We start from the raw sequence: 25,428 nt of genomic DNA, 5'->3' as shown, positions 1-25,428 counted from the left end.
GGAGGACCATGGGAACCAGCCCAATGCCGAGGATCGCCTGTTCGTTCAGGCCTAAGTCACAATTACCAAAGGCTTGGGGAAACAAAATGGTGGCCGAGCTTGTTGAAAATGCACAAACTTTGGCCATGTTACAGGCGCTTGGTGTTGATTACACTCAGGGCTATTACATCGGCAAACCACAGGAACATATGTTGTCCGGCCCCTTGATTTTGATTAACAATGCAGGCGCTTGAGCCCCATCAGTTTATTATTTTTATCAAACTGAATGCTGAAATAACCTTGCACACCATCGGCTTCGACAAAAGGCCGGATATGTTCCGCCGGAAAGCGGATACGCTGCCCGTTTTCAGCGGTCACCACGACTGATCGGGCATGGCCCTGATAATAGCTTAATGCTTGCGTGCGGCTGAGATGGAGATAAAAACGAAGTTCATTGACCATCTTGCATCAAATCGGCAAATAACGCCTGTAACTGCTGAATTGCATCCTGCCTGGCTTGTTCACCATATGGTTCAGCCTGCCCTTTGCCCCACACGGGATCCGGCCAGCTGGCATCGGTTTTATATCGCGCGATGTGATGCAAATGCAGTTGCGGCACCACATTACCCAATGCGGCTATATTCATTTTATCCGCCTTGAAGTAAGTTGCCATCTGGCTCGCCACGAAACTGGACTCGTGTAGCAGTTGCTGCTGTTCCGCTACCGTCAGCTGATAAATTTCGCTGATATCGGCACGCCGAGGCACCAGTATCACCCACGGATAACGATAATCATTCATTAACAACACTTCGGACAACGCAAATTGTCCTAAAGTGAAACAGTCCTGTGCCAGTCTGCCATGTAGTGAAAACATCGTCAGTCGTCCGCCAGGTATTTGGTCACAATCTCATAAACTTCAGCCGACAGTTCTTTCTGCTCGGCAATATTCTCCAGTGTCTGCTTCATCAGTTGCTGTCGTTGTTTATCATAGCGGCGCCAGGAATTCATCGCCCCCAGCATACGCGCGGCCACCTGAGGATTGAGTTTATCCAGAACCAGGATCTGTTCGGCCAGAAACCGATAACCGGAACCGTCTTTGGCATGGAAATGTAAGGGATTATTGCGACAGAATGACCCTATCAGCGCTCTTACATTGTTCGGATTTTTTATATTAAAGGCCGCATGTTTCATCAGACCTTTTACCCGCAGCAGGGTATCAGGCAATTTTGACAAGGCTTGCACTGACAGCCACTTGTCGACCACCTGACGGTCATGCTGCCATTGTTCATAAAACGCTCGCAGAGCGTGTTCCCGTTCAGGTCCCGCCTGATCGACCATCAATCGTAAACCGGCCAGCAGATCAGTCATATTATCCGCCAGCTTCATCTGCCGCAGACAACGCTGCACCTGCATCGGATCACCACTGGCGACCAGATAGGACAGGCACAGGTTTTTCAAGCTGCGTTTTGCCATTTCCTGCGCGTTGAACTGATATTCGGTTTTACCGCTAAGGCGTTGATAAACGGCATTGAACTGCTCAGCAAGAGCAGTAGCCAATGTTTTTTTAACAAATTCACGGGCCTGATGAATCGCATCAACATCGGGGGTTTTCATCTGCGCTGCCAGATAATTTTCGCTGGGCAGGGTCAGCATTTTGGCAATCAATGCCTGATCGGTTTGTTGATCTGTCAGTATCCGCTGAAACTGGTTGACCAGTAACGGTGACAGAATCAGTGGTCTTTGCTGCTGAATATCGCTGAGCAACGATAATAAAACATTGATAAACAGTTTCTGTCCGGCATCCCAACGGTTAAAGCTATCGGGATCTTCTGCCATCAAAAATGCCAGCTGATGATTGCTCAGAGCATAATTGAGTTTGACCGGTGCCGAAAAACCGCGCAGTACGGAGGCGACCGGTTCAAAATTCACATTGATAAATTCGAATGTCTGGCTCGTCTCGGTAACCGATAACACCCGCGTATCGCCGTTGTATGGCTTGGCTTCTCCTGCCAGCTGCATCGGCAGGCGCTGTCCGGTTTTATCCAGCAGCCCCACCGCTAGCGGGATATGAAACGGTTTTTTAGTGGGCTGCCCCGGTGTCGGCGGGCAGCTTTGACTGACTGATAAGCTGAAGCGGTGTTTCAGTGGATTATAATCGGTGGCGATAGTGAGCTGAGGTGTACCCGCCTGCTCGTACCAGCGTCTGAACTGACTCAGATCGATATTATTGGCGTCTTCCATCGCTTTGACAAAGTCATCGGTAGTCACGGCCTGCCCGTCATGACGCTCGAAATACAAATCCGTACCGTGTCTGAAACCTTCATCACCGACCAGTGTTTTGATCATGCGTACGACTTCAGCACCTTTTTCATAAATGGTCACGGTATAGAAGTTACTGATTTCGATATAAGAATCAGGTCTAACCGGATGGGCCATGGGACCGTCATCTTCGGCAAACTGCATGCTGCGCAGTTGATTGACGGCATCAATGCGTTGCACCGCGGCAGAGTTCAGATCAGCGCTGAAACTCTGATCCCGCATCACGGTAAAACCTTCTTTCAAACTCAGCTGGAACCAGTCACGGCAGGTGACCCTGTTACCTGACCAGTTATGAAAATACTCATGGCCGACAATGCTCTGGATAGTGTAAAAATCATCATCCGTGGCCGTTTCCTGACTGGCAAGCACACAGGCAGCATTGAAAATGTTCAGACCCTTGTTTTCCATGGCCCCCATATTGAAATCATTGACTGCGACGATCATGAACACGTCCAGATCGTATTCACGGCCATAGGTTTGTTCGTCCCACTGCATCGCCTGTTTGAGCGAGTTCAGGGCATGCTCACACTTGTGTTTGTTTTCCGGATCGACATAGATGCGCAGTGCCACTTCACGGCCACTCATCGTGACAAATTTGTCCTGCTGGCAATGCAGGTCACCGGCTACCAACGCAAACAGATAACTGGGCTTCGGGTACGGATCATGCCAGCGAACCCAGTGACGACCGTCATCAAAGCACCCCTGATCTTCAAGGTTACCGTTGGCCAGCATCACCGGCCATTTTTCACGCTCAGCCACAATAGTGACGGTAAATACCGCCATCACATCAGGGCGATCCGGGTAGTAGGTTATACGGCGGAAACCTTCCGCTTCACACTGCGTACACAGAATTGAACCGGAATAATAAAGCCCTTCCAAAGCGGTGTTTTGCTCGGGATGGATTTCGGTAACAATTTCCAGTTCGAACTTGTCCGGCACCTGTGGCAGTAATAATTGCTTAGCCGTGCGCTGATACTGGTTGCCTTTGAGCTCCTGGCCGTTGAGTCTGATAGCAAGCAAAGTCAGGTCTTCACCGTCGAGAACACAATCGGCCTGAGGGGGGCCTTGCGGATTTTTACGTATTTTGAGCGTACTGGTTACCCGGGTGGTGGCAGCATCCAGGTCAAATTGCAGTAAAACCTCATCAATCAAATAGGCGGGTTTTTGATAATCTGCCAGCAGGGTCACCTTGGGTGGCTGTTCAGTTGCCGATTCATCCATTTCAATTTGCTCTTCTATTCAGAAATCGTCCAGTGTCTTTACAGACCAGACCTCATAGGCCGGGGTTTCATAGGGGTGGGCGGCGATCAATGCCTCCAGAATGGTTTTTATCTGCGACTCGGGACAGATAGTTTCCACCCGAAACTCGGGCACAATCTCGACTTTGTCCTGTTCACCGATAAAGGGCTGACTGCCCGTCAAAGGCCTGAACTGGCCTTGTCCTTGTGTTTCCCAGCTACAGCAATCATAGCCTTCATAACGCCCGGCCCCCGCGGCAAAAATAGCTTGTTTAACGACTTCCTTGTGTGATTCAGGTACAAAAAACACCAACTTCAACAAAGCTTCAGTCATGATCAAAACTCCACTTTTGTGCCAGCCCGTTCCCTGCTTCACTGTATACCGCCTGACCCTCAGCATCAAAAGCCACGGCCTGTAACACCACACCGGGTCTTAAAGCCTGACGTCTGGGCGTTTGCCAGCAGTCAACATTCGCACCATTTTGCGCACGCCAGACACAGATCTGCTGATTGGGATGCCCGGTGACGATAAACCGATTATCGGCAGAATAATTAACCGCTGTAGTGGTGGTTTTAAAAACCGGAAAGTCGGCCCAGATACCATCAATACCTAACGGTGAAGTATTGAGTACGGCGATTTGCTCTCCGCTGTGCAGATTCCATAACCGGGCCTGATCGTTGCCGGCGCTGCTGATAACAAATCCGCCCAGCGGATCAAATGACACCAGACTGACACTGCTCCCGTGTAGCCATTGCCGTATTTGTTCACCGCTGTCCAGATTCCATAACCTGGCCGTGTGATCATCGCCGCCGGTCAGGCCGTATTTGCCATCAGCTGAGATAGCAACGGTGTTGATCAGCTGGTTAATCGGTGAGTTGACCGCTTCACCATCATGTTCAAACACATGGACGACCCGGTTTTCGATTACATCAAAATACACCGCCGTGCGGTCCTGTAATGCCAAAAGCAGGTAATCACCCTGCGGCGATAATGCCAAATCTTTTACCGTGAAGGGGAATTCCAGTCTGAGCATCGGTTCACCTGTTGCCATATCCCATAACACGATGGTCTCGGATTCACAGGTAGCAACGACTTTACCATCAGCAGAGAAGCCCACATCAGTTGTGGTACCGGCTTTACCGGGCTGGTTCTGCCAGCTGTATTTGATGTTACCGGCTGCAATATCCCACAGTTTGGCAGGTAAATCAGTATCCCCCACCAATACATAACGACTGTCCGGCGAAAACGCCGCTGCGTAGCTGCCTAAATGACTGTGTTGCCATTCATGCATTGCAGCTCGTTCACCAGTACAGGCAAGCAACAAACCACTGATAAAAATCAGCTTGATACCACGTAGAAAACGCACTGCCACAGACATGGCAGCAATCAGGATCTTGGCAGAGTCACGCCGGCCTGGCCCTGGTATTTGCCTCCGCGGTCTGCATAAGAAGTTTCACAAACTTCATCCGACTCAAAGAACAGCATCTGGGCTACACCTTCATTGGCGTAGATTTTTGCGGGTAGCGGTGTGGTATTTGAAAACTCCAAGGTAACCTGACCTTCCCATTCCGGTTCCAGCGGCGTGACATTCACAATAATGCCGCAGCGGGCATAGGTGGACTTGCCCAGGCAGACGGTTAAAACATTGCGGGGAATACGAAAGGTTTCAACAGTACGTGCCAGGGCAAAGGAATTAGGCGGGATAATGCAGACATCAGACGTCACATCAACAAAGCTGCTTTCATCAAAATTCTTTGGATCGACAATCGCCGAGTTGATATTGGTGAATATCTTGAACTCGTTGGAACAGCGCACATCGTAGCCATAGCTGGACGTACCGTAGGAAATGATTCTGCCGTTGCCCTCATCCCGAACCTGCCCAGGTTCGAATGGTGAAATCATACCCTGCTCCGCCATCCGGCGAATCCATTTATCTGATTTGATCATATCTCGGCCGCTTTGTTTAAAAGACCCCAATGTTATACCGAAACCACCTGGAAATGCACGATATCAACGAGACAAGAAGCCGCCCTGCGGGAGCTCATGTAGGCAGTTAGTGCTCTTCCAATGTGATTTCGGTATGCCGTGATTAATCGTTCTTGATAACGATCTCAGGGAATGCAGAAGAATAATCCTTACCCTGTATTGCCAGTCGGGCCGCAACTCGGCGGGCGATGGCGCGGTAAGCCATCGCGATTTCACCTTCAGGATCAGTCACCACACTAGGCTGACCACTGTCGGCATCTTCCCGGATTTTGATATCCAGCGGCAGACTGCCCAGCAGATTGACATTGTACTGATCGGCCATACTCTGGCCACCACCACTGCCGAAAATATGTTCTTCATGGCCGCACTGGCTGCAAATATGCGTGCTCATATTTTCAATCACACCCAGAACAGGCACATTGACCTTTTCAAACATCTTCAATGCCTTGCGGGCATCCAGCAAAGAGATATCCTGCGGAGTGGTGATAATAACGGCGCCGCTGACCGGTACTTTCTGCGACAAAGTCAGCTGGATATCACCGGTGCCGGGCGGCAGATCGATGACCAGATAATCCAGTTCTCTCCAATTGGTATCACTGAGCATCTGTTGCAAAGCCTGAGTCACCATCGGACCGCGCCAGATCATCGGCTCTTCTTCATCAATCAGAAAACCGATAGACATGCTTTGCAGGCCATAACTCTCAACCGGTTCAATAGATTTACCATCTGCCGACTCCGGCCGTTTGGTCGTGCCCAGCATACGCGGCTGACTGGGACCGTAAATATCCGCATCCAGCACACCGACACGTGCCCCTTCAGCTGCCAGCGCCAGAGCAAGATTGACCGCTGTCGTGGACTTACCGACACCGCCTTTACCTGAGGCAATCGCAATAATGTTTTTCACATTTTCCAGTGCCTGCACGCCCTGCTGGACTTTATGTTTGATAATTTTGCTGTCAATGCCTACTGTAACCGCATCCAGACCGGTTTGCTGTTTGAGCAATTGAGTCAAATCAGTCTGGAGCTGCTCGATATAGCCTTTTGCCGGATAACCAAGCGTGACCTTCACATTCACTTTACCGGCTTCTTGTTCCACTTTAACGATTGATTTGGTTTCTTCCAGCGTCATCAACGTGGACGGATCCTGATAATCGTTAACAATTTTTTTGATTTGAGACTGATCTAACATTCATAACTCCTGTTCGGGTTCAGAGAGTTCCCTGCAAAGGGAAATAACCATCTATTCTACATTGCAGTCCGAAACTACATCCACATAAGTTTTAGAATTTGACAGATAGACGGGTAGCGTAACGTTACAGATCATGGTGGCGGATTTTAATCCGAGTATCGCTTATTGCATACATCGCCGGATGGACTTTTATTTCTAAAAGCACATTGCCGTGCTGATAAAATCCTGTGCCTGTTTGATAAATTTCATTGCTTAAACTTTAGACTTATGTAAGTGTTCAAATATTCATACCTGTCAGTAATGGCGATACCTGAAAAAAACACTTTTTTACAAGGTATAACCCGTAATTCCGCTCCATCATGTCATTAACAGTCCAAGCAACCGAGGGCAAAAGCAAGGAGTTAAATGATGGTTAATTCTGACTCACTTTCCCCCGATCACCGCGCACCTTTCTCAATCAAAGACTGCGCCCTGCTCACCTTAGCTACCGGGAAAAAAGCACGTCTTCTACAGGAACTTCGCCGTGAGCTGGCTGATATAGAAACAGCAAGCATTTACCATCACTTTTGGGGAGGGTTGTTGCAATCACATTTCAGTGAACGTGAATACAACAACGACTTTGCCGAATGGGTAAGGCACGGTATTCACGATGGTGTGCTGGCAGAGCAGTTGTCCGCTTTGGACCCCACCAACTTTTCCAGTCTTGATGCACTGCGCTGGGAAATCATCGAACTTATCGATGCCCGCTTTGATGAAGTCGAACACTTATTATGGACGCGTGCCACCCAACAATTTGAATTCGTCAAATCACAAATCGTCGTATTCGATACCGAAAGGCAGTTTAAACATCCGAAAGATTTGGCCTCTGCCATGATGGAACTCTCGCTCGGCAGCATCTTCTATCATTTTATTGATGCCCGGCGACGTACTCCTGACGGGGGCGACGATTTCAGTGACTGGCTGACCACTTTCGGCGGGGAATTCGCTCCGTTGCAGGAACAGATCGCCAGTGTCGATCCTTACTTCGATAGTCTCAGTCAGTTACGCCAGCGGCTTGCACACGTGTTGGTATCTTACTTCCAGGAGGCAGCAAAATGAGCCTGTTAGAAGACTATTCACAAGTTACCGGCGCAGATGTTATCGCTCACCTGCGTCAGCTCGCTGCACCGCTGGCAGGCGCGAAAGTGGTACATGTCAATTCGACACGTGTCGGCGGTGGTGTTGCCGAGATTTTGACCAAGATTATTCCTCTCACCCAGGAGCTGGGTATCAACGCCCAGTGGGAAATCATTACCGGTGAAAGTGAATTCTTTGAGTGTACCAAAGGCATGCATAACACCTTGCAGGGGATACGAATGCCATTGGCCGAAAGCCTGCTCAAAGTCTATGAAGAAACCAACGCCCGCAATGCGGAAATACTGCATGACAAGCTTGAAGATGCGGACTTTGTTTTCATCCATGATCCGCAACCCGCCGCCTTGCTCAGACATTTTCCCAAACGCAAGGGCAAATGGATCTGGCGCTGTCATATCGACGCCAGCCATCCTTACCGGTCGGTATGGAAATATTTGCGCCAGTTCGTAGAACCTTACGACGCCAGCATTTTCTCGCTGGCCGCTTTTGCCCAGGAACTACCCCATCCGCAATATCTGATTCCGCCAAGTATCGATCCGCTCAGCGAGAAAAACCAGGAACTTGAACCGGCAACCATTCAGCATCTCTACCAAAAGTATCAGCTCGACCCGCAGCGCCCCTTGGTGATTCAAATCTCACGTTTTGATCGGTTCAAGGACCCGATCGGTGTTATTCATGCTTATCAGCTGGCAAAGCATTTTCTGCCGCCGATTCAGCTGGTACTTGCCGGTGGCGGTGCCACTGATGATCCGGAAGGTGAAGCCGTTCTCAATGAAGTGCAAGCCGCGGCTTATGGCGATCCGGATATTCATGTACTGCTGCTGCCGTCCGATGCTCATCTGGAAATCAATGCGCTGCAGCGTGCCGCTGACATTGTATTGCAGAAATCCATCCGCGAAGGCTTCGGTTTGACAGTCACAGAAGCCATGTGGAAAGGCAAACCGGTGATAGGCGGTGATGTCGGCGGCATACGCCTGCAAATATTCAATCACCATACGGGTTTTCTGGTGAATACGCCTGAAGGAGCGGCGTTACGGATCCGGTATCTATTGCATCAACCCGAGAAGATCCAGGCGATGGGCGAAATAGCGCAGGCATTCGTGCGCGATAATTTTCTGCTCACTCGTCATCTTCGCGAGTACTTGGCACTCATGGTGGCTTTGTTACATAGATCGCAAGGTCGTATCGAACTCGGTTAATACACAAGGGCAGCGCGATGACAACAGATAAGCGCCAGCATAATATGCCGTTTGGCGCTGCGCCACTCCCTGACGGAGGTGTAAGTTTTCAGCTTTGGGCCCCAGCAGCAGCACAGGTGGATGTCTGTTTGACTCATCGTCATGTCGATGACAGTGATAAGAATATCGCTGCTCGCCATGTCACCCTACAGATGGAAAGTGGAGCGGAAGGCTGTTTCAGCATCACGACCGACCTGGCGGCAACAGGCACGCTTTATTTCTTTCGTATCGATGGTGACCAACGGATACCCGATCCCGCTTCCCGGTTTCAGCCTGAAGATGTGCATGGGCCAAGCGAAGTCATCGATCCGGCTGGCTGGTCATGGCAGGATACCGACTGGCGGGGCCGGCCATGGGAAGAAGTCATCATCTACGAGTTACATGTAGGCAGTTTCACGCCTCAGGGCAACTTTGCTGCGGTGCAGGAAAAACTCGACTATCTGGCGGAACTAGGCATCACCGCAATTGAACTGATGCCAATAGCAGATTTCCCCGGCAAGCATAACTGGGGTTACGACGGCACTTACCTGTTCGCGCCCGATCACCGCTACGGACGTCCAGAAGATCTGAAGTCATTAATCAATGCCGCCCACAGGCGCGGTCTGATGGTTTTTCTCGACGTGGTCTACAACCATTTCGGTCCGGAGGGTAATTATCTCCACCTTTATGCGCCCCAGTTCTTTACTGAACAACATATGACACCCTGGGGGCCGGCCATCAATTACGATGGCAAGTACAGGGAAACGGTACGGCAATTCTATATCCACAATGCGCTTTATTGGCTGGAGGAATATCATTTCGACGGTTTGCGTTTTGATGCCGTGCACGCGATCAAGGATGACTCGCAACCGGATATTCTGACTGAACTCGCGCAGCGCGTTCACGAATACTTCGGCAATTCTCGCCACGTTCATCTGGTGCTGGAAAATGATCATAATGCGGCCCATTACCTGAGTCGTGATAAGACTGCACAGCCGCTGTGGTACAGCGCACAATGGAATGATGATAGTCACCACGCATTGCACGTACTGCTGACCAGCGAGTCGGATGGCTACTATATGGATTATACCGACGATCCAATTCATCATCTGGGTCGCTGTCTAACTGAAGGTTTCGCCTACCAGGGCGAACCATCCCGCTATCGTGACGACCGGCCACGAGGCGAAGCCAGTCATCACCTGCCGCCCACCGCCTTTGTCTGCTTCCTGCAAAACCATGATCAAGTGGGCAATCGCGCTTTCGGCGAGCGAATGGCCAGGCTGGCAGAACCGGCTCCAATCCGGGCAGTGTTAGCTTTGTTGTTGCTTTCTCCCTCGCCGCCACTGCTGTTTATGGGCCAGGAATGGGGCTGTGTCCAGCCGTTTGCCTTCTTCTGTGACTTCAGTCCGGAGCTTGCAACACAAGTTGCCGTTGGCCGCCAACAGGAATTTGCCCGTTTTCCGCAGTTCAACAATCCACAGTGGCGTAAACGTATACCCAATCCGCAAGATCCAGCCACCTTCGAACAATCCGTACTTGATTGGGATGCCTGCAATTTGCCACTTCACAGACAGTGGCTGGCCCTGCATCGTGAACTGCTGACACTGCGACGACACGAGGTGATACCACGGCTTTACAACATCGCAAACCAACAAAAGTCGTACAGTCGACTAAGTGAGCGAGCTCTGTCCGTACGCTGGATCCTGGGTGATGGCTCCGAGTTGTTGCTGATCGCTAATCTAGGCCCACAAATACTCACTGGCCTTGAGCTCTCTCTGCATCATGTCCTGTATACAACACACACCTCAGAATTGGCCGGCCCTGACCTCCATGCCTTACCGCCCTGGTCGGTAGCCTGGTGTATGCATACGGACACCGCAACATGACCGCCTCAGCCATACCCAGTGCCTGTTATCGCCTGCAATTTAACCGTGATTTTACCTTCGCCGATGCAAACAAACTCATTCCCTATCTGCATATGCTCGGCATCAGCCATGTCTATGCTTCACCTTTTCTCAAGGCCCGTGCGGGCAGTCCTCATGGTTATGACATCGTCGACCATAACACCCTGAACCCGGAGATTGGGGACGAAGCCAGCTTTGCCAGCTATGTCGACACCCTGCATCAATATAATATGGGGCAGATTCTCGATATTGTTCCCAATCATATGGGGGTGGGGGGTGATGACAATAGCTGGTGGCTGGATGTTCTCGAAAACGGCGAAGCTTCTTTCTATGCGGCCTATTTCGATATCGACTGGCATCCCGTCAACCCCATCCTGCACAATAAGGTTCTGCTGCCTTTTTTAGGGAACCATTATGGAACGGTTCTTGAACAAGGCGAGTTAACACTGTCACTGGACCCTGACCACGGTACTTTCAGCGTCCGCTACTACGAACACCTGTTCCCGATCGATCCGAAAAGTTATCCGAAAATCCTTGGCTTTCACCTTGATGAGTTAGATCAACAACTTAACAGCGATCGTGATACGTTCAATGCCTTTACCAGGCTCATTGCTGATTGCCAGGCCCTGCCCCGTCGTACCGATCTGTCCGCCAAACACCGGCAAAAGCGGCGCGACGGGATAACAGCATGCAAACACGGTTTGGCCGATCTTTGCCAGCACCATCCCCAAGTCCTGGCCTACCTGGATGACAACATCAAACAATTCAACGGTACACCCGGTCAGCGTCATAGCTTCGATCCCCTCCATCGCTTGCTGGAAGTACAGGCTTACCGGCTGGCATACTGGCAGGTTGCATCAGATGAAATCAATTACCGGCGGTTTTTTGATATTAATGAACTGGCTGGTTTGCGTTTGGAAAACAATGAAGTCTTTAATGCCACGCATCGCTTTGTTCGAACGTTGCTCAGCAACGGTCAAGTGAATGGATTGCGTATCGATCATATCGATGGCTTATCCGATCCTTTTCAATACTGTTGCAATCTTAGAAAAATGATAGCTGAGTCACTTGATGGCCCCCGCCCGCAGGACGACGAACCCTGTTATCTGTTGGTCGAGAAGATTCTGGAGAGCCACGAGCGTCTACCCGCCGACTGGCCTGTTGCCGGCACAACCGGCTATGAGGCTGCACACCTGCTCAATGGCCTGTTCGTCTATACCGGTTCAGAACACTCTCTCAACTGGCTCTATAACCGTTTCACCGGCCATACGCAGGATTTCGATGAGGTCCTCTATGCTTGTAAGAAGCGCATTATCCGCAGCGCGCTTGCCAGTGAACTGACCGTACTTGCCAACCTGGCAGGCAGCATCGCCCAGACAGATCGCTACACTCGCGATTTCACCTATCAAAGCCTGCGCGAAGCCTTGGCCGAGGTCGTGGCCTGTTTTCCGGTTTATCGAACCTACATCACCTGGCAGCGCATCAGTGACGAAGATCAGCGTTACATTCACTGGGCCATCGCACAGGCAAAAAAACGCAGCCCCGCTGCCGACATTCAGATCTTCGATTTCATCCACAAACTGCTTACCCTCAGCCATCTGGAACGGCAGAGTTCAAGAATACAGCGCCAAATCACTCAATTCGCCCTGCGCTTCCAGCAATATACTGCGCCGGTGATGGCCAAAGGCATGGAAGACACGGCGTATTATGCCTATAACCGCCTGGTATCACTGAACGACGTCGGCTTCGACCCGCGTGCTTTCGGTATCTCAGTTAAGGCATTTCACCATGAAAACCGCCTGCGACTGGAAAATTGGCCGCAAACGATGATAACGACCTCCACCCACGACAGTAAAAGAAGCGAAGATGTAAGGGCACGGATCAACGTGTTATCCGAAGTACCGCAGGAATGGCGCAGGCACCTGACTCGCTGGAGCAAACTAAATCTTCATCATAAACTCTTGGCGGATGATGATAGCTACATGCCGTCTCGTAACGACGAGTACCTGTTTTATCAGACACTGATAGGCGCTTGGCCGCTCACCCCTGTTAACAGCGATGAGCTCAATCTGTTCAAGCAACGCATCGAAACCTATATGATCAAGGCAATCAAAGAGGCCAAAATCCACACCTCCTGGATCAACCCCAACACCGAATATGAAGAGGCCATGCGGCATTTCGTCGCTGCCTTGCTGGAATCCCCCGAACACAGCGCTTTTCTTGTCGACTTCCTCCCCTTCCACAAGCATATCGTCCGTTGCGGCCTGCTCAACAGTCTGTCACAAACTTTGCTCAAACTGACGGTACCCGGCGTGCCTGACATTTATCAAGGCAACGAGCTGTGGGCGTTTAACCTGGTCGACCCCGATAACCGCAGACCGGTCGCGTATCAATCCAGCCAGGCAAAACTGGATGCGCTCGTAACCACTTGCCAGACGAGTAGCAACCTGCCTGACTTATTGTCAGATTTACTGGAACATATCGAAGACGGTCGGGCCAAACTTTATCTGACCTGGAAAGTGCTGACCTTGCGCCGTCAACAGCCCGACTTGTTCGGTAAGGGTGAATACCACGAGCTTGAGGTTGAGGGAGAGAACGCCGATCATATCTGCGCCTTTTCCCGTCGCTTTGATGACAAAGAGGTACTGGTCGTCGCTGCACGCTGGTTCATGCGTCTGGCAGGCAACTCAGAGCAACTCCCGCTAGGCAGTCCAACCTGGGACAAGACCCGGATCGCAGTCTCCAACAACGTTCGAACAGGGTACTATCGCAATATCTTTACCGATGAAATGGTGCCGGCGAACAAACAAAAAGGTGGCGTCTGGCTCGACGCGGCGGCGCTGCTCAGGTACTTTCCGGTGGCGTTGTTGGTAAATGATTGAACACCGTATGAATAACAATACTGCCAGTTCATAGCGCTGACACTGGAAACCCGTTTAGACACCCTTGCTGCCCAGCGTCCGCATCTTTGCCAGCCACTTGTTGATCCTGGCGCTCTCAGCGCCTTCGACCATGCCGATAAGGCTCTCCCGGATCGGTTTAATACCGCAAAAACCGAGGATATTGCGTCTCATGTTTTTAAGGCCATGAGCGCGAAAATACCAGCGATAAACAAAAGCCGGCATACCCATTGTCACGACGATGCGGGCGCTTTTATCGGTCAGGTTCTTTGTCCATCGTTTGCCGTCCGGCGACATTTCAAAGGCAAAGCCGGGACGCAGTACCTGCTCAAGAAACACTTTAAGCAGCGCTGGCATGGTGCCGAGCCACAGTGGGTAGACTAGCACCAAATGATTGGCCCAAATGATCGCAGTTTGAACATTGGCGATATCGTTAGCCAGCGCTCCGCTTTCCCAGTCTTGTTTTGTGCGGATCACAGTAAAGTCCAGCGTTGCAATATCAATGTATTTTACCTCATGCCCGGCCTCTTTTGCTCCCTGTTCATAAGCCCTGGCAAGTGCATGGCAGAGATGACTGCCCTCTGCATCCGGATGGCCCTGAATGATCATGACCCTTTTGGGCCTGTTTTGTCTTTTCATACCCCCCCCTGATGTGCTGAATAAATAAGCTTAAATTTCGCTGCCGGCAACCGCATTAATAAATCTCAATGATCACAACGGCTATGCCACAATCATAAATGCTAAAGCAGAAGCAGGAATCGTCCGCCTCCGACCGTTATGACGATCTTTTCTAACCTTAGCCAAGCTGGACAATAAATTCAAAGCTATGCTACTTAGGGCCTGTTGGCATTTAAATGCTTTTTGACCAGACGGCGGCGATGTGTAACGGTAACAGTTGTCAGGCTGGTCTTTCGGTAACAGATGTTTGTCGGTTTCATCAGATAGATAGGCGAAAGATATGAATACTGTTGCGCCACTTCCCGCAGATACCCTCTACCATCGTTGTAATCCTGACGAATTCACTTTCGAGACCACGGCAGAACTCGAAGATCTTGATCAGATGCTGGGGCAGGATCGTGCGGTGGAGGCCATAGAAATTGGCACCGGCCTTGATTTGCCAGGCTTCAACCTGTTTGTGCTGGGCCCGCCCGGTACAGGACGCCACAGCTTTATTCGGCAATTTCTGCAAGAAAAAGCCCGTGCCGAACCCACCCCATCCGACTGGTGTTATGTCAATAATTTCTACGATCCGCGCACACCAAAAGCAATTGAATTACCCGCTGGCATGGGGCGACGTTTCCGTGATGATTTGGCACGGCTTATTGAAGAGGCTATCTCCGCGATTCCTGACGCCTTTGAAAGCGAGGACTATCACAAGCGTCGGCAGCAGATAGAGCAGCAGGCCCGTCAGGAGCAGGAAAATGCGTTCCAGGAAGTGCAATCACAGGCTGAACAACACGGCCTTGGTATTATTCAAACCGCAACCGGGTTTACCTTCGTTCCCCTGCACAAGGGTGAAGCCATCACACCGGAAGAATTCAGAAAACTCTCCGAGGATGAACAACAACGGCTGCAACAGGAAACCGAAAAAGTCAGCAAGGAATTGCGCAAAATGCTGCAAGCCATTCCACGGCGGGTGAGAAAGGTACGGGAACAGATTCAGAAGCTGGATCGTCAAGTCGCACTGTTTGCCGTAGGCAGCCTCATCGAGGAACTTATACAACAGTATGAAGCCTTTCCCCGAATCATCGTCTTTCTTAAAGAACTGCAACAGGATATCGCAGACCATGTCGAATTGTTCAGGCAAGCATCCGACATGGACATGACCAGTCTGAAAGAGGTTTTTACCGGTGAACGGGCCGTTGATTATGATTCCGCATTAGTACACCGTTATCGAGTCAACCTTCTCGTTGACCGTGATGACCTGAAAGGTGCGCCGGTTATTTTTGAAGATCATCCCAGCTACGCCTACCTGGTCGGGCAGATAGAACACACTGCAAAACAGGGCATACTTTTCACCGATTTCAGCCTGCTCAGACCGGGTGCTCTGCATCGCGCTAATGGCGGCTATCTGGTTCTTGATGTGCGTAAGATTCTGATGCAACCATTTGCCTGGGATGCGCTGAAGCGTGCGCTGAAATCCGGCGAAATCGATATTAAGTCCATCGCCCAGGAATACAGCCTGGTCAGCACTATTTCTCTCGAGCCTGAACCTATCCCACTCAAAGTCAAAGTTATTCTGATCGGTGATCGAGTGCTCTATTACCTCTTACAACAATACGATCCGGAGTTTCTGGAACATTTCAAAGTGGCCGCCGACTTTGAGGATGACATGGAACGTAACGTCAAAAATACACAACAACTTGCCCGCCTGATTGGCGCCATTGCCCGCAAAGAAAAGCTTCCGCCTTTGAACAGGGAAGGTATGGCCAGAGTCATCGAAGAAAGTTCGCGCCATGCTGACGATGCCCAGCGGTTATCAACCCAGGTGCGACGGGTTACCGATATTGTGCGCGAAGCGCATTACTGGTCAGCGAAAAATGGCAGAAACATCATCGGTGTTGAAGAAATACTCAGTGCCATCAATGGCCAACGACGCCGTATGGGCCGCATCCATGATCGACTTCTGCGTGCAACCTTGCGCGAAACGATACTGATTGATACCGAAGGCGAGGCAGTCGGCCAGGTTAACGGACTCGCCGCCATTCAATTGGGTGAATTCATCTTCGGCCGCCCCTGCCGCATCACAGCTCGCCTGTCGATGGGGTCGGGCAAGGTCATCGATATCGAGCGCGAAGTCGAACTCGGCGGGCCGATTCATTCCAAAGGTGTGCTTATCCTGTCCGGTTTCCTGTCATCTAATTACATCGCCGACCGTCCGCTGTCTTTGTCTGCCAGCCTGGTATTCGAACAGTCTTATGGCCCTATCGAAGGCGACAGCGCCTCGGCTGCCGAACTCTGCGCCCTGCTCTCTTCACTTGCCCGAGCGCCCATCAAACAAACGATCGCCATTACCGGTTCAGTCAACCAGTATGGCCATATTCAGGCCATCGGGGCCGTCAATCAGAAGATAGAAGGATTCTTCGACCTCTGCACGGCGCGGGGGCTGACCGGCAATCAGGGCGTCGTTATCCCCGCCAGCAACGTCAAACATCTAATGCTGCGTCAGCCGGTAATTGATGCTGTTGCGGCGGGCCAATTCAATATTTATGCGGTCAATCACATTGATGAATGCATGTCGGTATTGACCGGCATCGACGCCGGCGAGCGTGACAAGGACGGCCACTTTCCCGAAGGCAGTCTGAACCAGCGCATCACCGCACGTCTGATCGATTTTGCAGAGAAAAGGCAGGCGTTTGCCAGCAAGAATCGGGACCACGCAGAAAAGGCCTGATGCTCGCTGTTATGAGTGTGTAACGTGCACTATCGGCAGCCCCTAGACCCACCTCATTCAGCCTGCAAAGTCCTTGGCCACGCGGTTGCGCTTGTCCTCCAGTGTTTTCAGCAAAGCATCATAATCCTGCACTTGCCTGGCAATGTATTCTTGCTCCAGTTCGTCGGTAACTTTCCCCAGGTCAATCCCCCATTCCTGCAACAAATGCAAATCATGCCTGGCCTTGCCAAGCTGTGGCTCAAGACTGACACGCAACTCACCATGATATTGAAAGGCATCCAGGGTCTGCCTCGACATGGCATTGATCGTGTCAGTCGCAATCAAGTCATTGGCATAGTGAACGTCGACATAGTCTGAGTTGCGGGTATCCGTCCACAGTAAACGTTGCGGCCGGGCGTTGCGTGTTTGATAAGGCTTGAATATTTCTCCCTGAAAGAACATCTTGAATTCGCTATAGATCAGGCTGGCATTGTCAACAGCAATCCTGCCGATAAGCTGCTTGGCCTCAGGAGCATCGAGTTTTTTCAGAAGTGCGTCCACTTTGCTGTCCAGCCCACTGACAGCAAAGGAAGTTACTGAGCTGACCGCTGCGGGATCCGTATTCATATCCAGCCCATGCAGATAGGCATCAGCCACCTGGCAGTAGCGCGATATGCCGAACAGTGCCACCACATCGACATTGATTCCCTCCGCAATAAGCCGCTCCACAGCAGGCAGCCCCTCCGGCGTCGCCGGAATCTTGAGAAGCACATTGGGTCTGCCGATCTCTCGCCATAATTGTTGTGAGGCCTTTATTGTGCCGGCCGTGTCATAGGCAAGATGCGGTGATATGGCCACGCTGACGTAACCGTCAACGCCATGGCTACTGTCATAAACAGGCTCAAGCATATCGGCAGCAGCCTGGACATCCTGGATCAGCAGCCAACGATAAAGCTGCTCCAGATCGATGGCATGATCGGCCTGTATCAGATCACGAATCACGCCATCGTAAGTATTTGCGGTACCTAACTCGGCACAAAATGTCGATAGACTGATATTGAGACCGCGGATACCCGTTGACACAAGATTTCTGAGTACACCATCCTCAAAAAAGCGGGGTTCAAGCTGGTCAATCCACACGGATTGACCGTAGTCGTCATACAGCGCGAGCAGGTTCGACATGACGGTTCTATTTCTATTATTAATCATTAGCACCACTCCCCTAGCTATCGAACATAATAGGTGTCTACATCCAGGTCTTAGTAATGAGACTCTCAATGTCCGAATTTGTCTTCTGATAATTCTGTCGTTTAATCATTTTCATGACCAGTCAATGGACAATTAAACCTTAAAAACAGGCCGTACAGGTTCATGATGAATCCATCCAGGCTTGAGACAAAATTTGGTTGACTTGCTGGTCCGGAACCTGGGAAAAATCCATATACCAGTTGCCAATGGCCGTAAAGGGTTCGGGCGTAGCCAGACAAATGACTTTATCGGCTTCGCCAGCCAGGAGCTCGATCGTTTTTGCAGGCGCCACCGGTACGGCAACAATAATTCCGGCCGGATTCTGTTGACGTAATGCGGCAATAGCTGCCCGCATCGTTGCTCCGGTGGCAATGCCATCATCGACCAAAATAATATATTTGCTTGCGATTTCCGGTCTGGAATGCTCACCACGGTAGGCCCGCTCCCGGCGTTCGAGTTCCCGCTGTTCTTCGGCGGCGACCTCATCAATCACTTTATCAGGTATCGCCAGGAGCCTAACCACATCGTCGTTCAGTACGCGTAATCCGCCGCTGGCAATCGCCCCCATCGCCAGTTCCTTCTGCCCCGGACAGCCGAGTTTTCGCACCAGCAAGATATCAAGTTTCACATTTAAGGCTTTCGCCACTTGGTGAGCCACCGTCACACCGCCGCGTGGCAACGCCAACACCAGTACATCTTCGCGATCCTGATAAGCGCTTAACGCCTGGGCCAGATGTTGACCTGCCGTTGTTCGGTCTTTGATCGGGAGCTTCATAAGCGTGTGCCTTAGTAAGAAACCACCATTTAACTTTACACCTTATCCCCGCCGTGGTGACAAACCTGAGCAACGATGTTGTTTAGGTAGATTATTGCCGTACCCCATATTGCAGACGCTGAACATCTATTTCGTAGATGTCGCGCAGGCAACTACCCCGCTTATGCAAGGTATCACTACGTTTGAATTAGGCCAGAATACGGCTCACACTCTCAGGCGTGTCCCCAGGATCTCCGTCATTTCGTACACCGTCATCAGATTCACCCTGTTGGTGGACTCGCCATATTCGACTTTCTCTCGAAATCCAAAATGACGGATGGAAAGTCGGTTCGCTGTTGTTACGAACTGCCCGTTGGAAACATATTGAACTTGCCGTTGTAGGGGGGCTTCATCCACATATATTCTAGGGCTTTTCAGCGGATAAAAAACGCCATCATTGATGGCGTATGAAGTTTACTTGGGGGCCTGCAACTTGTTTTGCAAGGGCCAGTCACGATAATTAAACACCTGCCCTTCTTTGCGAACCCGGGCAATTTCAGCCAAATCGAGTTCCGCGTATACCCACTGCGCGGTATCGTGGCTGCCTTCAACGAGGATACCGTTATCAGGAAAGCCATAATCAACGGGGGTGTAGATGCTGGCGCGGCCAGTGTTGATATCCACCGCTTCCGACCACGGCGCCTTGCCAAAAGTCGGTGAATGCAAAACATAACACTGGTTTTCCAGCGCCCGCGCCTGACAACCGATACGCACGCGATGAAAACCGGCTTCGGTATCGGTACAACTTGGTGCCAGAATCAAATCAGCGCCCGCAGCCACCTGTTTATGGGCAATCAGCGGAAACTCAGTGTCATAGCAGATATTAATGCCGATACGGCCAATATCAGTATCAATGACCTTGATCTGCGAAGCACCATGAATCAGCCACTGTTCATTCTCAAAGCGGGTCATGATCAATTTATCCTGATAATCAATCTGGCCGTCGACGCCATAGAGATTGGCGCGGTTGCGAAATGAGCCATCTGATTGCAGAACCGGAAAGGAACAGGCCAGAATCATCACATCAAATTGTCTGGCAAGTTGCTGATACAGCATTTCATAATCGGCATAAACATCCTGCATCGCATGCAGTTGTTTAGTCAGATCCCTGTAAACCGCTTCGCCGAACAAAGACGCCAGTTCCATGCTGCCATATTCCGGGAACACCAGCAGCTTGGCATCATGCAAAGCCGCCTGACTCACCCACTGCGTCAGCTTGTTCTCAAACTCTGACCAGTGGCTGAAGAAGCCGATATCGTATTGGGCAACCGCCGCTTTGACTTTGCTCATATATAAAATCCAAAATAATCACGTTGAAGTAGCCGCTAAAGCTTGAACGACGGAATGAATATCTTCATCCCCACGAAGGCGGGAACCACGCGGGGATGACATGCCTGGAACAACATCACGTCATTCCCATGGAGGCGGGAATCCAGTTACCACCAGGAGTCTGTATTTAACAACGGACTAGGTGACTTTTAAAGTTTCTTCATCCAGAAGGTCATGGGCTTGGGCGACTCAACATCTTCGTCGAGTTCCTTCCAACTGAAGGAGGTATTGATATCCGGATATTTTTCATAACCGCGCTTACGCCAGAAATTATCCAGCGGCACATAATCGACGGGACGGCGCGGATGGTCATCCGGGCGCTGCACACCGCAGAAACAGCTGTATTCAAAACCACCGATTTCGGCTGCATGTGCTTCACGATGTTCAAAAAAAGCTATACCCGCGCCCTGTCCACGATAAGCAGACAACAACACGGATTCGCCACAATAGAAGATCTTGTCGACATCGTAACCCGCGGCAATAAACGGCGCTTTGACTTCGTCGGTTTCATACTTGAGCGGAATACCGGTCGAGGCGCCCACCACCTTATCACCGTCGAATGCCAATACGATCACACTGTCCGGCGCTTCGATGTAAGTTTGCAAATAGCGTTCTTCGTAAGCGAGGTCCCCATCATACAGATAGGGGAAATCACGAAAGACCTCGATCCGGAGCCGGGCCAGTTCCGGAATATACTGTGTCAGCTTATCACCTGACAGTCGTTCCAGTCTTAACATTGCTATCTCTTAACCTGCGACCTGCGCGATCCAATCTTCCAGATTGTAATAGTTGGTTACACGAGCCACTTTACCGTCACGGACTTCAAAGAAAGCCCCGGCCGGCAAACGGTAAGTCTGGCCAGCGGCTTCCGGCAAACCTTCATCAGTCGACAGATACTGGCCTAATACGGTGAACTCAACTGCAGCGCGATCACCTTCGTCATTGGTGGTGATGGAAATATCAACAATTTCTTCTTTGTAATGGGCGTTCATGCGATCCATAAATTTGGAGAACGCTTCTTTACCGACTTCACGACCGCTCTGATTGACATCATGCACGACATCTTCGGTCAGCATGCCCAGAAACGCGTCCATATCCTGACGGTTGAAAGCAGCATAATAATCTTGCAACAGTTTTACAGTGGCTTGATTCATTAGAAAAATCCCAAAAAGAGAAAAACGGCGGATTTTAGCCCGTAAATGACTCAAAGAAAAGTATAAAATTTTGACTGTAGGATTTGACTAACCACAGCATCGTTCAAAATGAATATTTATCCGCAGATTTCGCCGATTAAGGTCGCCGCGCCGATTACGGATAGGTCTGCTCATCTCTTTTAGAATAATCTGCGTCCATCTGCGTAATCTGCGGATTTATAAAAAATTTCCACTTGGTTCCCACGGGCTCTCCGTGGAAACCTCGTCCAGCACTTTTTAGCGGCGGTTGCGCTGCACAATACCCATCATTTTGTAAGCCAGCATAGACGCCGCAAAATCATAGGCATGGAAGCCCTTAATCGGCGCAAACTCCATAATATCAAAACCGATGATCTCGCGCTGTTTGGCCACCGATTCGAATAGGTTCAGGGTCTGATACCAACCAAGTCCGCCGGGAACCGGTGTACCGGTCGAAGGAAACACCGATGGATCCATACCATCAATATCCAGCGTAAAAAACACTTTTTGCGGAAAATCATCCGGCAAGGTGATGCTGTTGATATTGTTCGGCACCAGTTCGTCACCATCCTGATACAACACGCCGAACTGTTCACGATAAGCCATTTCTTCTTCACAAAAAGCACGAATGCCCAGTTGATAAAGCGGAATGCCCATATCAACAGCGCGTTTCATCACCGAGGCATGGCTTAACAGATCGCCTTCATAGGCTTCACGCAAATCGGCATGGGCATCGATTTGTACAATGCCAAAATCATCAAAGCCGGCTTCGCGCAAACCTTTCAGCACACCATAAGTCACCGTATGTTCACCGCCCAACACTACCGGCATCGCGCCATGACCAACAATCTCGGCGGTAGCATTGGCAATGTTTTCGATCACCTGTTCGGCAGCGACACTGCAATCGACTGGTTCGCAAGTGTAAATACCTTCAACGCACGGTTTGCTTTTACCGTCCCATTCTTCCAGCTGCCAGGAAGCTTTCAGAATAGCTGAAGGCCCTTCATGGGTTCCGCCGCCATAGGAGACGGTCTTTTCATAAGGCACCGGCAATACATGGAACATGGCTTGCGTTGGCAGCGGTTGCTCAATTTCAGAGCCCAGAAATAAGGGATAATCTTTGTTCATGTTTTTACTCACGAGAGTCTGTGTTTAAAGTCGGCGTAACCAAATTCTTTGACCACGCGCAAGGCATCGGTTTCCGAATTCCAGATGGCTATCGCGGGCAGCTTGGTGCCATTGAAAGTCGTGGTTTTGACCATGGTGTAATGACTCATATCTTCAAAAACCAGCCGCTGGCCGATGGCAAGCGGTTCGGCAAAACTGTAATCGCCAATCACGTCACCCGCCAGACAAGTCAAACCGCCGAGACGATAGGTATATGGCAACACCTCAGCTTCATCCGCACCGGTGATATCAGGCCGGTATGGCATTTCCAGCGTGTCCGGCATATGGCAGGTGGCCGAAGTATCCAGGATCGCCTGATTCAACTGATTCCAAGTGATATCCAAAACTTCGCAACTTAGAATACCGGTGCCTATAGCCATCGCCTCGCCCGGTTCCAGGTACACTTCGAGCTGATGACGATTTTTGAATTGCTGGATCAACGCTACCAGTCCGTTGATATCATAACCTTCAGCGGTAATATGATGACCACCGCCAAAATTAATCCACTGCATTTTTGGCAGCAAATGACCGAATTTATCTTCAACCGCCGCGACCGTTCTGGCAAGGGGGGCAAAGCCCTGCTCACACAAAGTATGAAAATGCAGCCCGCTGATACCCTCCAGCACATTCTCATCCAGCTGCGATAAAGGAATACCCAGTCTTGACCCCGGTGAACAGGGATCATAAATCGGCACCGTGCCCTCGGAGTGTTCCGGGTTGATTCTCAGGCCGAAATGCAACTCGGGCCGTTGCTGTTGTGCGGCCAGGCATTGTTCACGGAAACGCCGCCACTGACTGCAGGAATTGAACACGATATGGTGGGCAAAAGTCAGCAACTCATCAATATCAGCCTGACTGAAGGCCGCCGCAAACACATGCACTTCACCGCCATATTCCTCATGGCCGAGTTTGGCTTCGTGCAGACCGCTGGCGCAGGTGCCGCTGAGATAATGATGCGTCAGCGGACCGAATGACCACATTGAGAAAGCTTTTAACGCCCCCAGAATCTTGGCACCGCTGGCTTCAGCGACTTCACTGAGAATCCGCAGGTTTCGCTCGACGGCTACTTCATCGACCACAAAACAAGGGGACGGCAGCCGGTACAGGTCCAGTTTCGAAAAATCCGTGAATTGCATTTAATTTATTTTTTATCCGCAGATTACGCAGATGGACGCAGATTGTTTTGAAACGGTTTTTCATCTGTGAAAATCGGCGTAATCTGCGGATTTATAAACCTTTAATCAAGATTAAAATTATCCAGCTCGACCACTTGCCAAGGCAGACCGTATTTATTCATATCTTCCATAAACGGATCCGGATCAAACTGCTCGATGTTCCACACGCCCGGCTGTTTCCATTTGCCTTCCAAAATCATTTTGGCACCGATCATCGCCGGTACACCGGTGGTGTAGGAAATAGCCTGTGATTGCACTTCTTTATAACAGTCCTGGTGGTCCTTGATGTTATAGATGTAGACAATTTTTTCCTTGCCGTCTTTGATACCTTTGACCACACAACCGATGCAGGTCTTGCCTTTGGTTCGCGGTCCCAGCGTAGACGGATCCGGCAGCAGGGTTTTCAGGAACTGAATCGGCACGATTTGCTGGCCCTGGAATTCAACCGGCTCGATACTGGTCATGCCGACATTGCCCAATACTTCCAGATGTTTCAGGTAGCTTTCGCCAAAGCTCATCCAGAATTGTGCCCGTTTCAAGGTCGGGAAATGTTTGGTCAACGATTCCAGCTCTTCGTGGTACATACGGTAAATATTAAAAGTACCGACCTGTTCCGGACAGGTGAAGCTGGCTTTTTTCGACATTGCCGGCGTGGTCACAAAATCGCCCTGTTCCCAGTGGCGGCATTCCGCGGTGACTTCACGGATATTGATTTCCGGGTTGAAGTTGGTCGCAAACGGATAACCGTGATCGCCGCCATTGACATCAATGATGTCCAGTTCATGGATTTCATCAAAATAATGTTTGGCAATATAAGCCGTGAACACATTGGTGGCACCCGGATCGAAACCACTGCCGAGCAAGGCCGTCAAACCAGCCTGCTTGAACTTATCCTGATAAGCCCACTGCCATTTATATTCAAACTTGGCGGTATCCAGCGGTTCATAATTCGCGGTGTCCAGGTAATCCACACCCGCAGCCAAACAGGCATCCATAATGCTCAAATCCTGATAAGGCAGTGCGACGTTAATGACCAGATCCGGTTTTTCCTGTTGCAAAAGCGCAGTCAGTTCAGCCACATTATCGGCGTCAACCTGTGCGGTTCTGATGGGACGATCCAGCTGTGCAGCGATAGCTTTGCATTTTTCTTCAGTACGGCTGGCCAACAAGATTTCGGAAAATACTTGCGGCAATTGTGCACATTTATGGGTGACCACACCACCGACACCGCCGGCACCAATAATCACGACTTTAGACATAGCTGAATTCCTTTAACCAAGTTC

Annotated in this window: 22 protein-coding genes; 6 read left to right on the top strand and 16 right to left on the bottom strand. The window is 50.6% G+C overall.

All coding sequences use genetic code 11. The features are described 5' to 3' along the window. The first annotated feature begins 86 nt into the window (after nt 1-86). Complete coding sequence (locus OMP95_RS07565) at nt 87-233, top strand: EAL domain-containing protein (protein ID WP_266327559.1); 147 nt, start codon at nt 87-89, stop codon at nt 231-233. On the opposite strand, the gene OMP95_RS07560 is transcribed toward OMP95_RS07565, so the two are convergent. The 7 genes from OMP95_RS07560 to apbC form a co-directional block, all read right to left on the bottom strand. Further along, a complete protein-coding gene (locus OMP95_RS07560) occupies nt 214-441 on the bottom strand; it encodes a DUF2835 domain-containing protein (RefSeq protein WP_266327557.1) in 228 nt (75 codons plus the stop codon). The two genes, OMP95_RS07565 and OMP95_RS07560, sit on opposite strands and share 20 nt — an antisense overlap. Next, nucleotides 431-853 carry an HIT domain-containing protein gene (locus OMP95_RS07555; RefSeq protein WP_266327555.1) on the bottom strand — a complete coding sequence of 141 codons (423 nt, stop codon included), beginning with the start codon at nt 851-853 and terminating at the stop codon, nt 431-433. Before OMP95_RS07555 ends, OMP95_RS07560 begins: the two co-directional genes overlap by 11 nt. Nucleotides 854-855: 2 nt before the next feature. Further along, nucleotides 856-3,519: an aminopeptidase N gene (gene pepN / locus OMP95_RS07550; RefSeq protein WP_266327553.1), complete on the bottom strand. Its 2,664-nt coding sequence runs from the start codon at nt 3,517-3,519 to the stop codon at nt 856-858. Nucleotides 3,520-3,537: 18 nt separating this feature from the next. Then, the gene (locus tag OMP95_RS07545; protein ID WP_323135119.1) at nt 3,538-3,870 is read right to left on the bottom strand and encodes an NGG1p interacting factor NIF3; all 333 of its coding nucleotides are present in this window, start codon (nt 3,868-3,870) and stop codon (nt 3,538-3,540) included. After that, nucleotides 3,863-4,915, bottom strand: a complete 1,053-nt coding sequence (locus OMP95_RS07540; RefSeq protein WP_266327551.1) for a WD40 repeat domain-containing protein — start codon at nt 4,913-4,915, stop codon at nt 3,863-3,865. Before OMP95_RS07540 ends, OMP95_RS07545 begins: the two co-directional genes overlap by 8 nt. Nucleotides 4,916-4,923: 8 nt before the next feature. Then, nucleotides 4,924-5,484 carry a dCTP deaminase gene (dcd, locus tag OMP95_RS07535; protein WP_266327549.1) on the bottom strand — a complete coding sequence of 187 codons (561 nt, stop codon included), beginning with the start codon at nt 5,482-5,484 and terminating at the stop codon, nt 4,924-4,926. Between the two features lie 142 nt (nt 5,485-5,626). Continuing rightward, nucleotides 5,627-6,712 (bottom strand): iron-sulfur cluster carrier protein ApbC, encoded by a 1,086-nt coding sequence (apbC, locus tag OMP95_RS07530; RefSeq protein WP_266327547.1) that lies wholly within the window; start codon nt 6,710-6,712, stop codon nt 5,627-5,629. A 405-nt stretch (nt 6,713-7,117) separates the two neighbouring features. Here apbC and OMP95_RS07525 point away from each other — a divergent pair, with 405 nt between their 5' ends. The 4 genes from OMP95_RS07525 to treY are packed head-to-tail and all read left to right on the top strand — an operon-like array spanning nt 7,118 to nt 13,849. After that, a complete protein-coding gene (locus tag OMP95_RS07525) occupies nt 7,118-7,810 on the top strand; it encodes a DUF5752 family protein (RefSeq protein ID WP_266327545.1) in 693 nt (230 codons plus the stop codon). Beyond that, entirely contained in the window at nt 7,807-9,045 is a 1,239-nt protein-coding gene (locus tag OMP95_RS07520; protein WP_266327543.1) for a glycosyltransferase, read from the top strand. The genes OMP95_RS07525 and OMP95_RS07520 overlap by 4 nt, the downstream gene beginning before the upstream one ends. Nucleotides 9,046-9,062: 17 nt before the next feature. Next, nucleotides 9,063-10,949, top strand: coding sequence for a malto-oligosyltrehalose trehalohydrolase (gene treZ / locus OMP95_RS07515; RefSeq protein WP_266327541.1), 1,887 nt, complete (start codon nt 9,063-9,065; stop codon nt 10,947-10,949). Then, nucleotides 10,946-13,849, top strand: a complete 2,904-nt coding sequence (treY, locus tag OMP95_RS07510; protein ID WP_266327539.1) for a malto-oligosyltrehalose synthase — start codon at nt 10,946-10,948, stop codon at nt 13,847-13,849. Before treZ ends, treY begins: the two co-directional genes overlap by 4 nt. Nucleotides 13,850-13,903: 54 nt before the next feature. Here treY and OMP95_RS07505 read toward each other — a convergent pair whose 3' ends face one another. Next, nucleotides 13,904-14,506 carry an NAD(P)H-dependent oxidoreductase gene (locus OMP95_RS07505; protein WP_266327537.1) on the bottom strand — a complete coding sequence of 201 codons (603 nt, stop codon included), beginning with the start codon at nt 14,504-14,506 and terminating at the stop codon, nt 13,904-13,906. 319 nt (nt 14,507-14,825) lie between these two features. On the opposite strand from OMP95_RS07505, the gene OMP95_RS07500 reads away from it, so the two are divergent. Then, complete coding sequence (locus tag OMP95_RS07500) at nt 14,826-17,261, top strand: Lon protease family protein (RefSeq protein WP_266327535.1); 2,436 nt, start codon at nt 14,826-14,828, stop codon at nt 17,259-17,261. Between the two features lie 57 nt (nt 17,262-17,318). On the opposite strand, the gene OMP95_RS07495 is transcribed toward OMP95_RS07500, so the two are convergent. From OMP95_RS07495 to OMP95_RS07460, 8 genes are all read right to left on the bottom strand, one after another. Then, nucleotides 17,319-18,449 (bottom strand): transaldolase family protein, encoded by a 1,131-nt coding sequence (locus OMP95_RS07495; protein ID WP_266327533.1) that lies wholly within the window; start codon nt 18,447-18,449, stop codon nt 17,319-17,321. Between the two features lie 160 nt (nt 18,450-18,609). Continuing rightward, nucleotides 18,610-19,263: a phosphoribosyltransferase gene (locus OMP95_RS07490; RefSeq protein ID WP_266327531.1), complete on the bottom strand. Its 654-nt coding sequence runs from the start codon at nt 19,261-19,263 to the stop codon at nt 18,610-18,612. Nucleotides 19,264-19,716: 453 nt separating this feature from the next. Beyond that, complete coding sequence (locus OMP95_RS07485) at nt 19,717-20,592, bottom strand: carbon-nitrogen hydrolase family protein (protein ID WP_266327529.1); 876 nt, start codon at nt 20,590-20,592, stop codon at nt 19,717-19,719. A 188-nt stretch (nt 20,593-20,780) separates the two neighbouring features. Next, the gene (locus OMP95_RS07480) at nt 20,781-21,368 is read right to left on the bottom strand and encodes a GNAT family N-acetyltransferase (RefSeq protein WP_266327527.1); all 588 of its coding nucleotides are present in this window, start codon (nt 21,366-21,368) and stop codon (nt 20,781-20,783) included. Between the two features lie 9 nt (nt 21,369-21,377). Further along, nucleotides 21,378-21,785, bottom strand: a complete 408-nt coding sequence (locus OMP95_RS07475; RefSeq protein WP_266327525.1) for a ketosteroid isomerase-related protein — start codon at nt 21,783-21,785, stop codon at nt 21,378-21,380. 276 nt (nt 21,786-22,061) lie between these two features. Further along, nucleotides 22,062-22,931: an agmatinase gene (gene speB, locus OMP95_RS07470; RefSeq protein WP_266327523.1), complete on the bottom strand. Its 870-nt coding sequence runs from the start codon at nt 22,929-22,931 to the stop codon at nt 22,062-22,064. Nucleotides 22,932-22,939: 8 nt separating this feature from the next. Beyond that, complete coding sequence (nspC, locus tag OMP95_RS07465; protein ID WP_266327521.1) at nt 22,940-24,106, bottom strand: carboxynorspermidine decarboxylase; 1,167 nt, start codon at nt 24,104-24,106, stop codon at nt 22,940-22,942. 101 nt (nt 24,107-24,207) lie between these two features. Continuing rightward, on the bottom strand, nt 24,208-25,404 hold the full coding sequence (locus OMP95_RS07460) for a saccharopine dehydrogenase family protein (protein WP_266327519.1): 1,197 nt from the start codon (nt 25,402-25,404) through the stop codon (nt 24,208-24,210). Nucleotides 25,405-25,428 lie beyond the last annotated feature (24 nt).

The organism is Methylophaga sp. OBS4 (genome assembly GCF_026319305.1).
In the GTDB taxonomy this organism is placed as follows: Bacteria; Pseudomonadota; Gammaproteobacteria; order Nitrosococcales; family Methylophagaceae; genus Methylophaga.
Note: the sequence above shows the minus strand (reverse complement) of the source record. Positions and strands in the feature narration are given on the sequence as shown.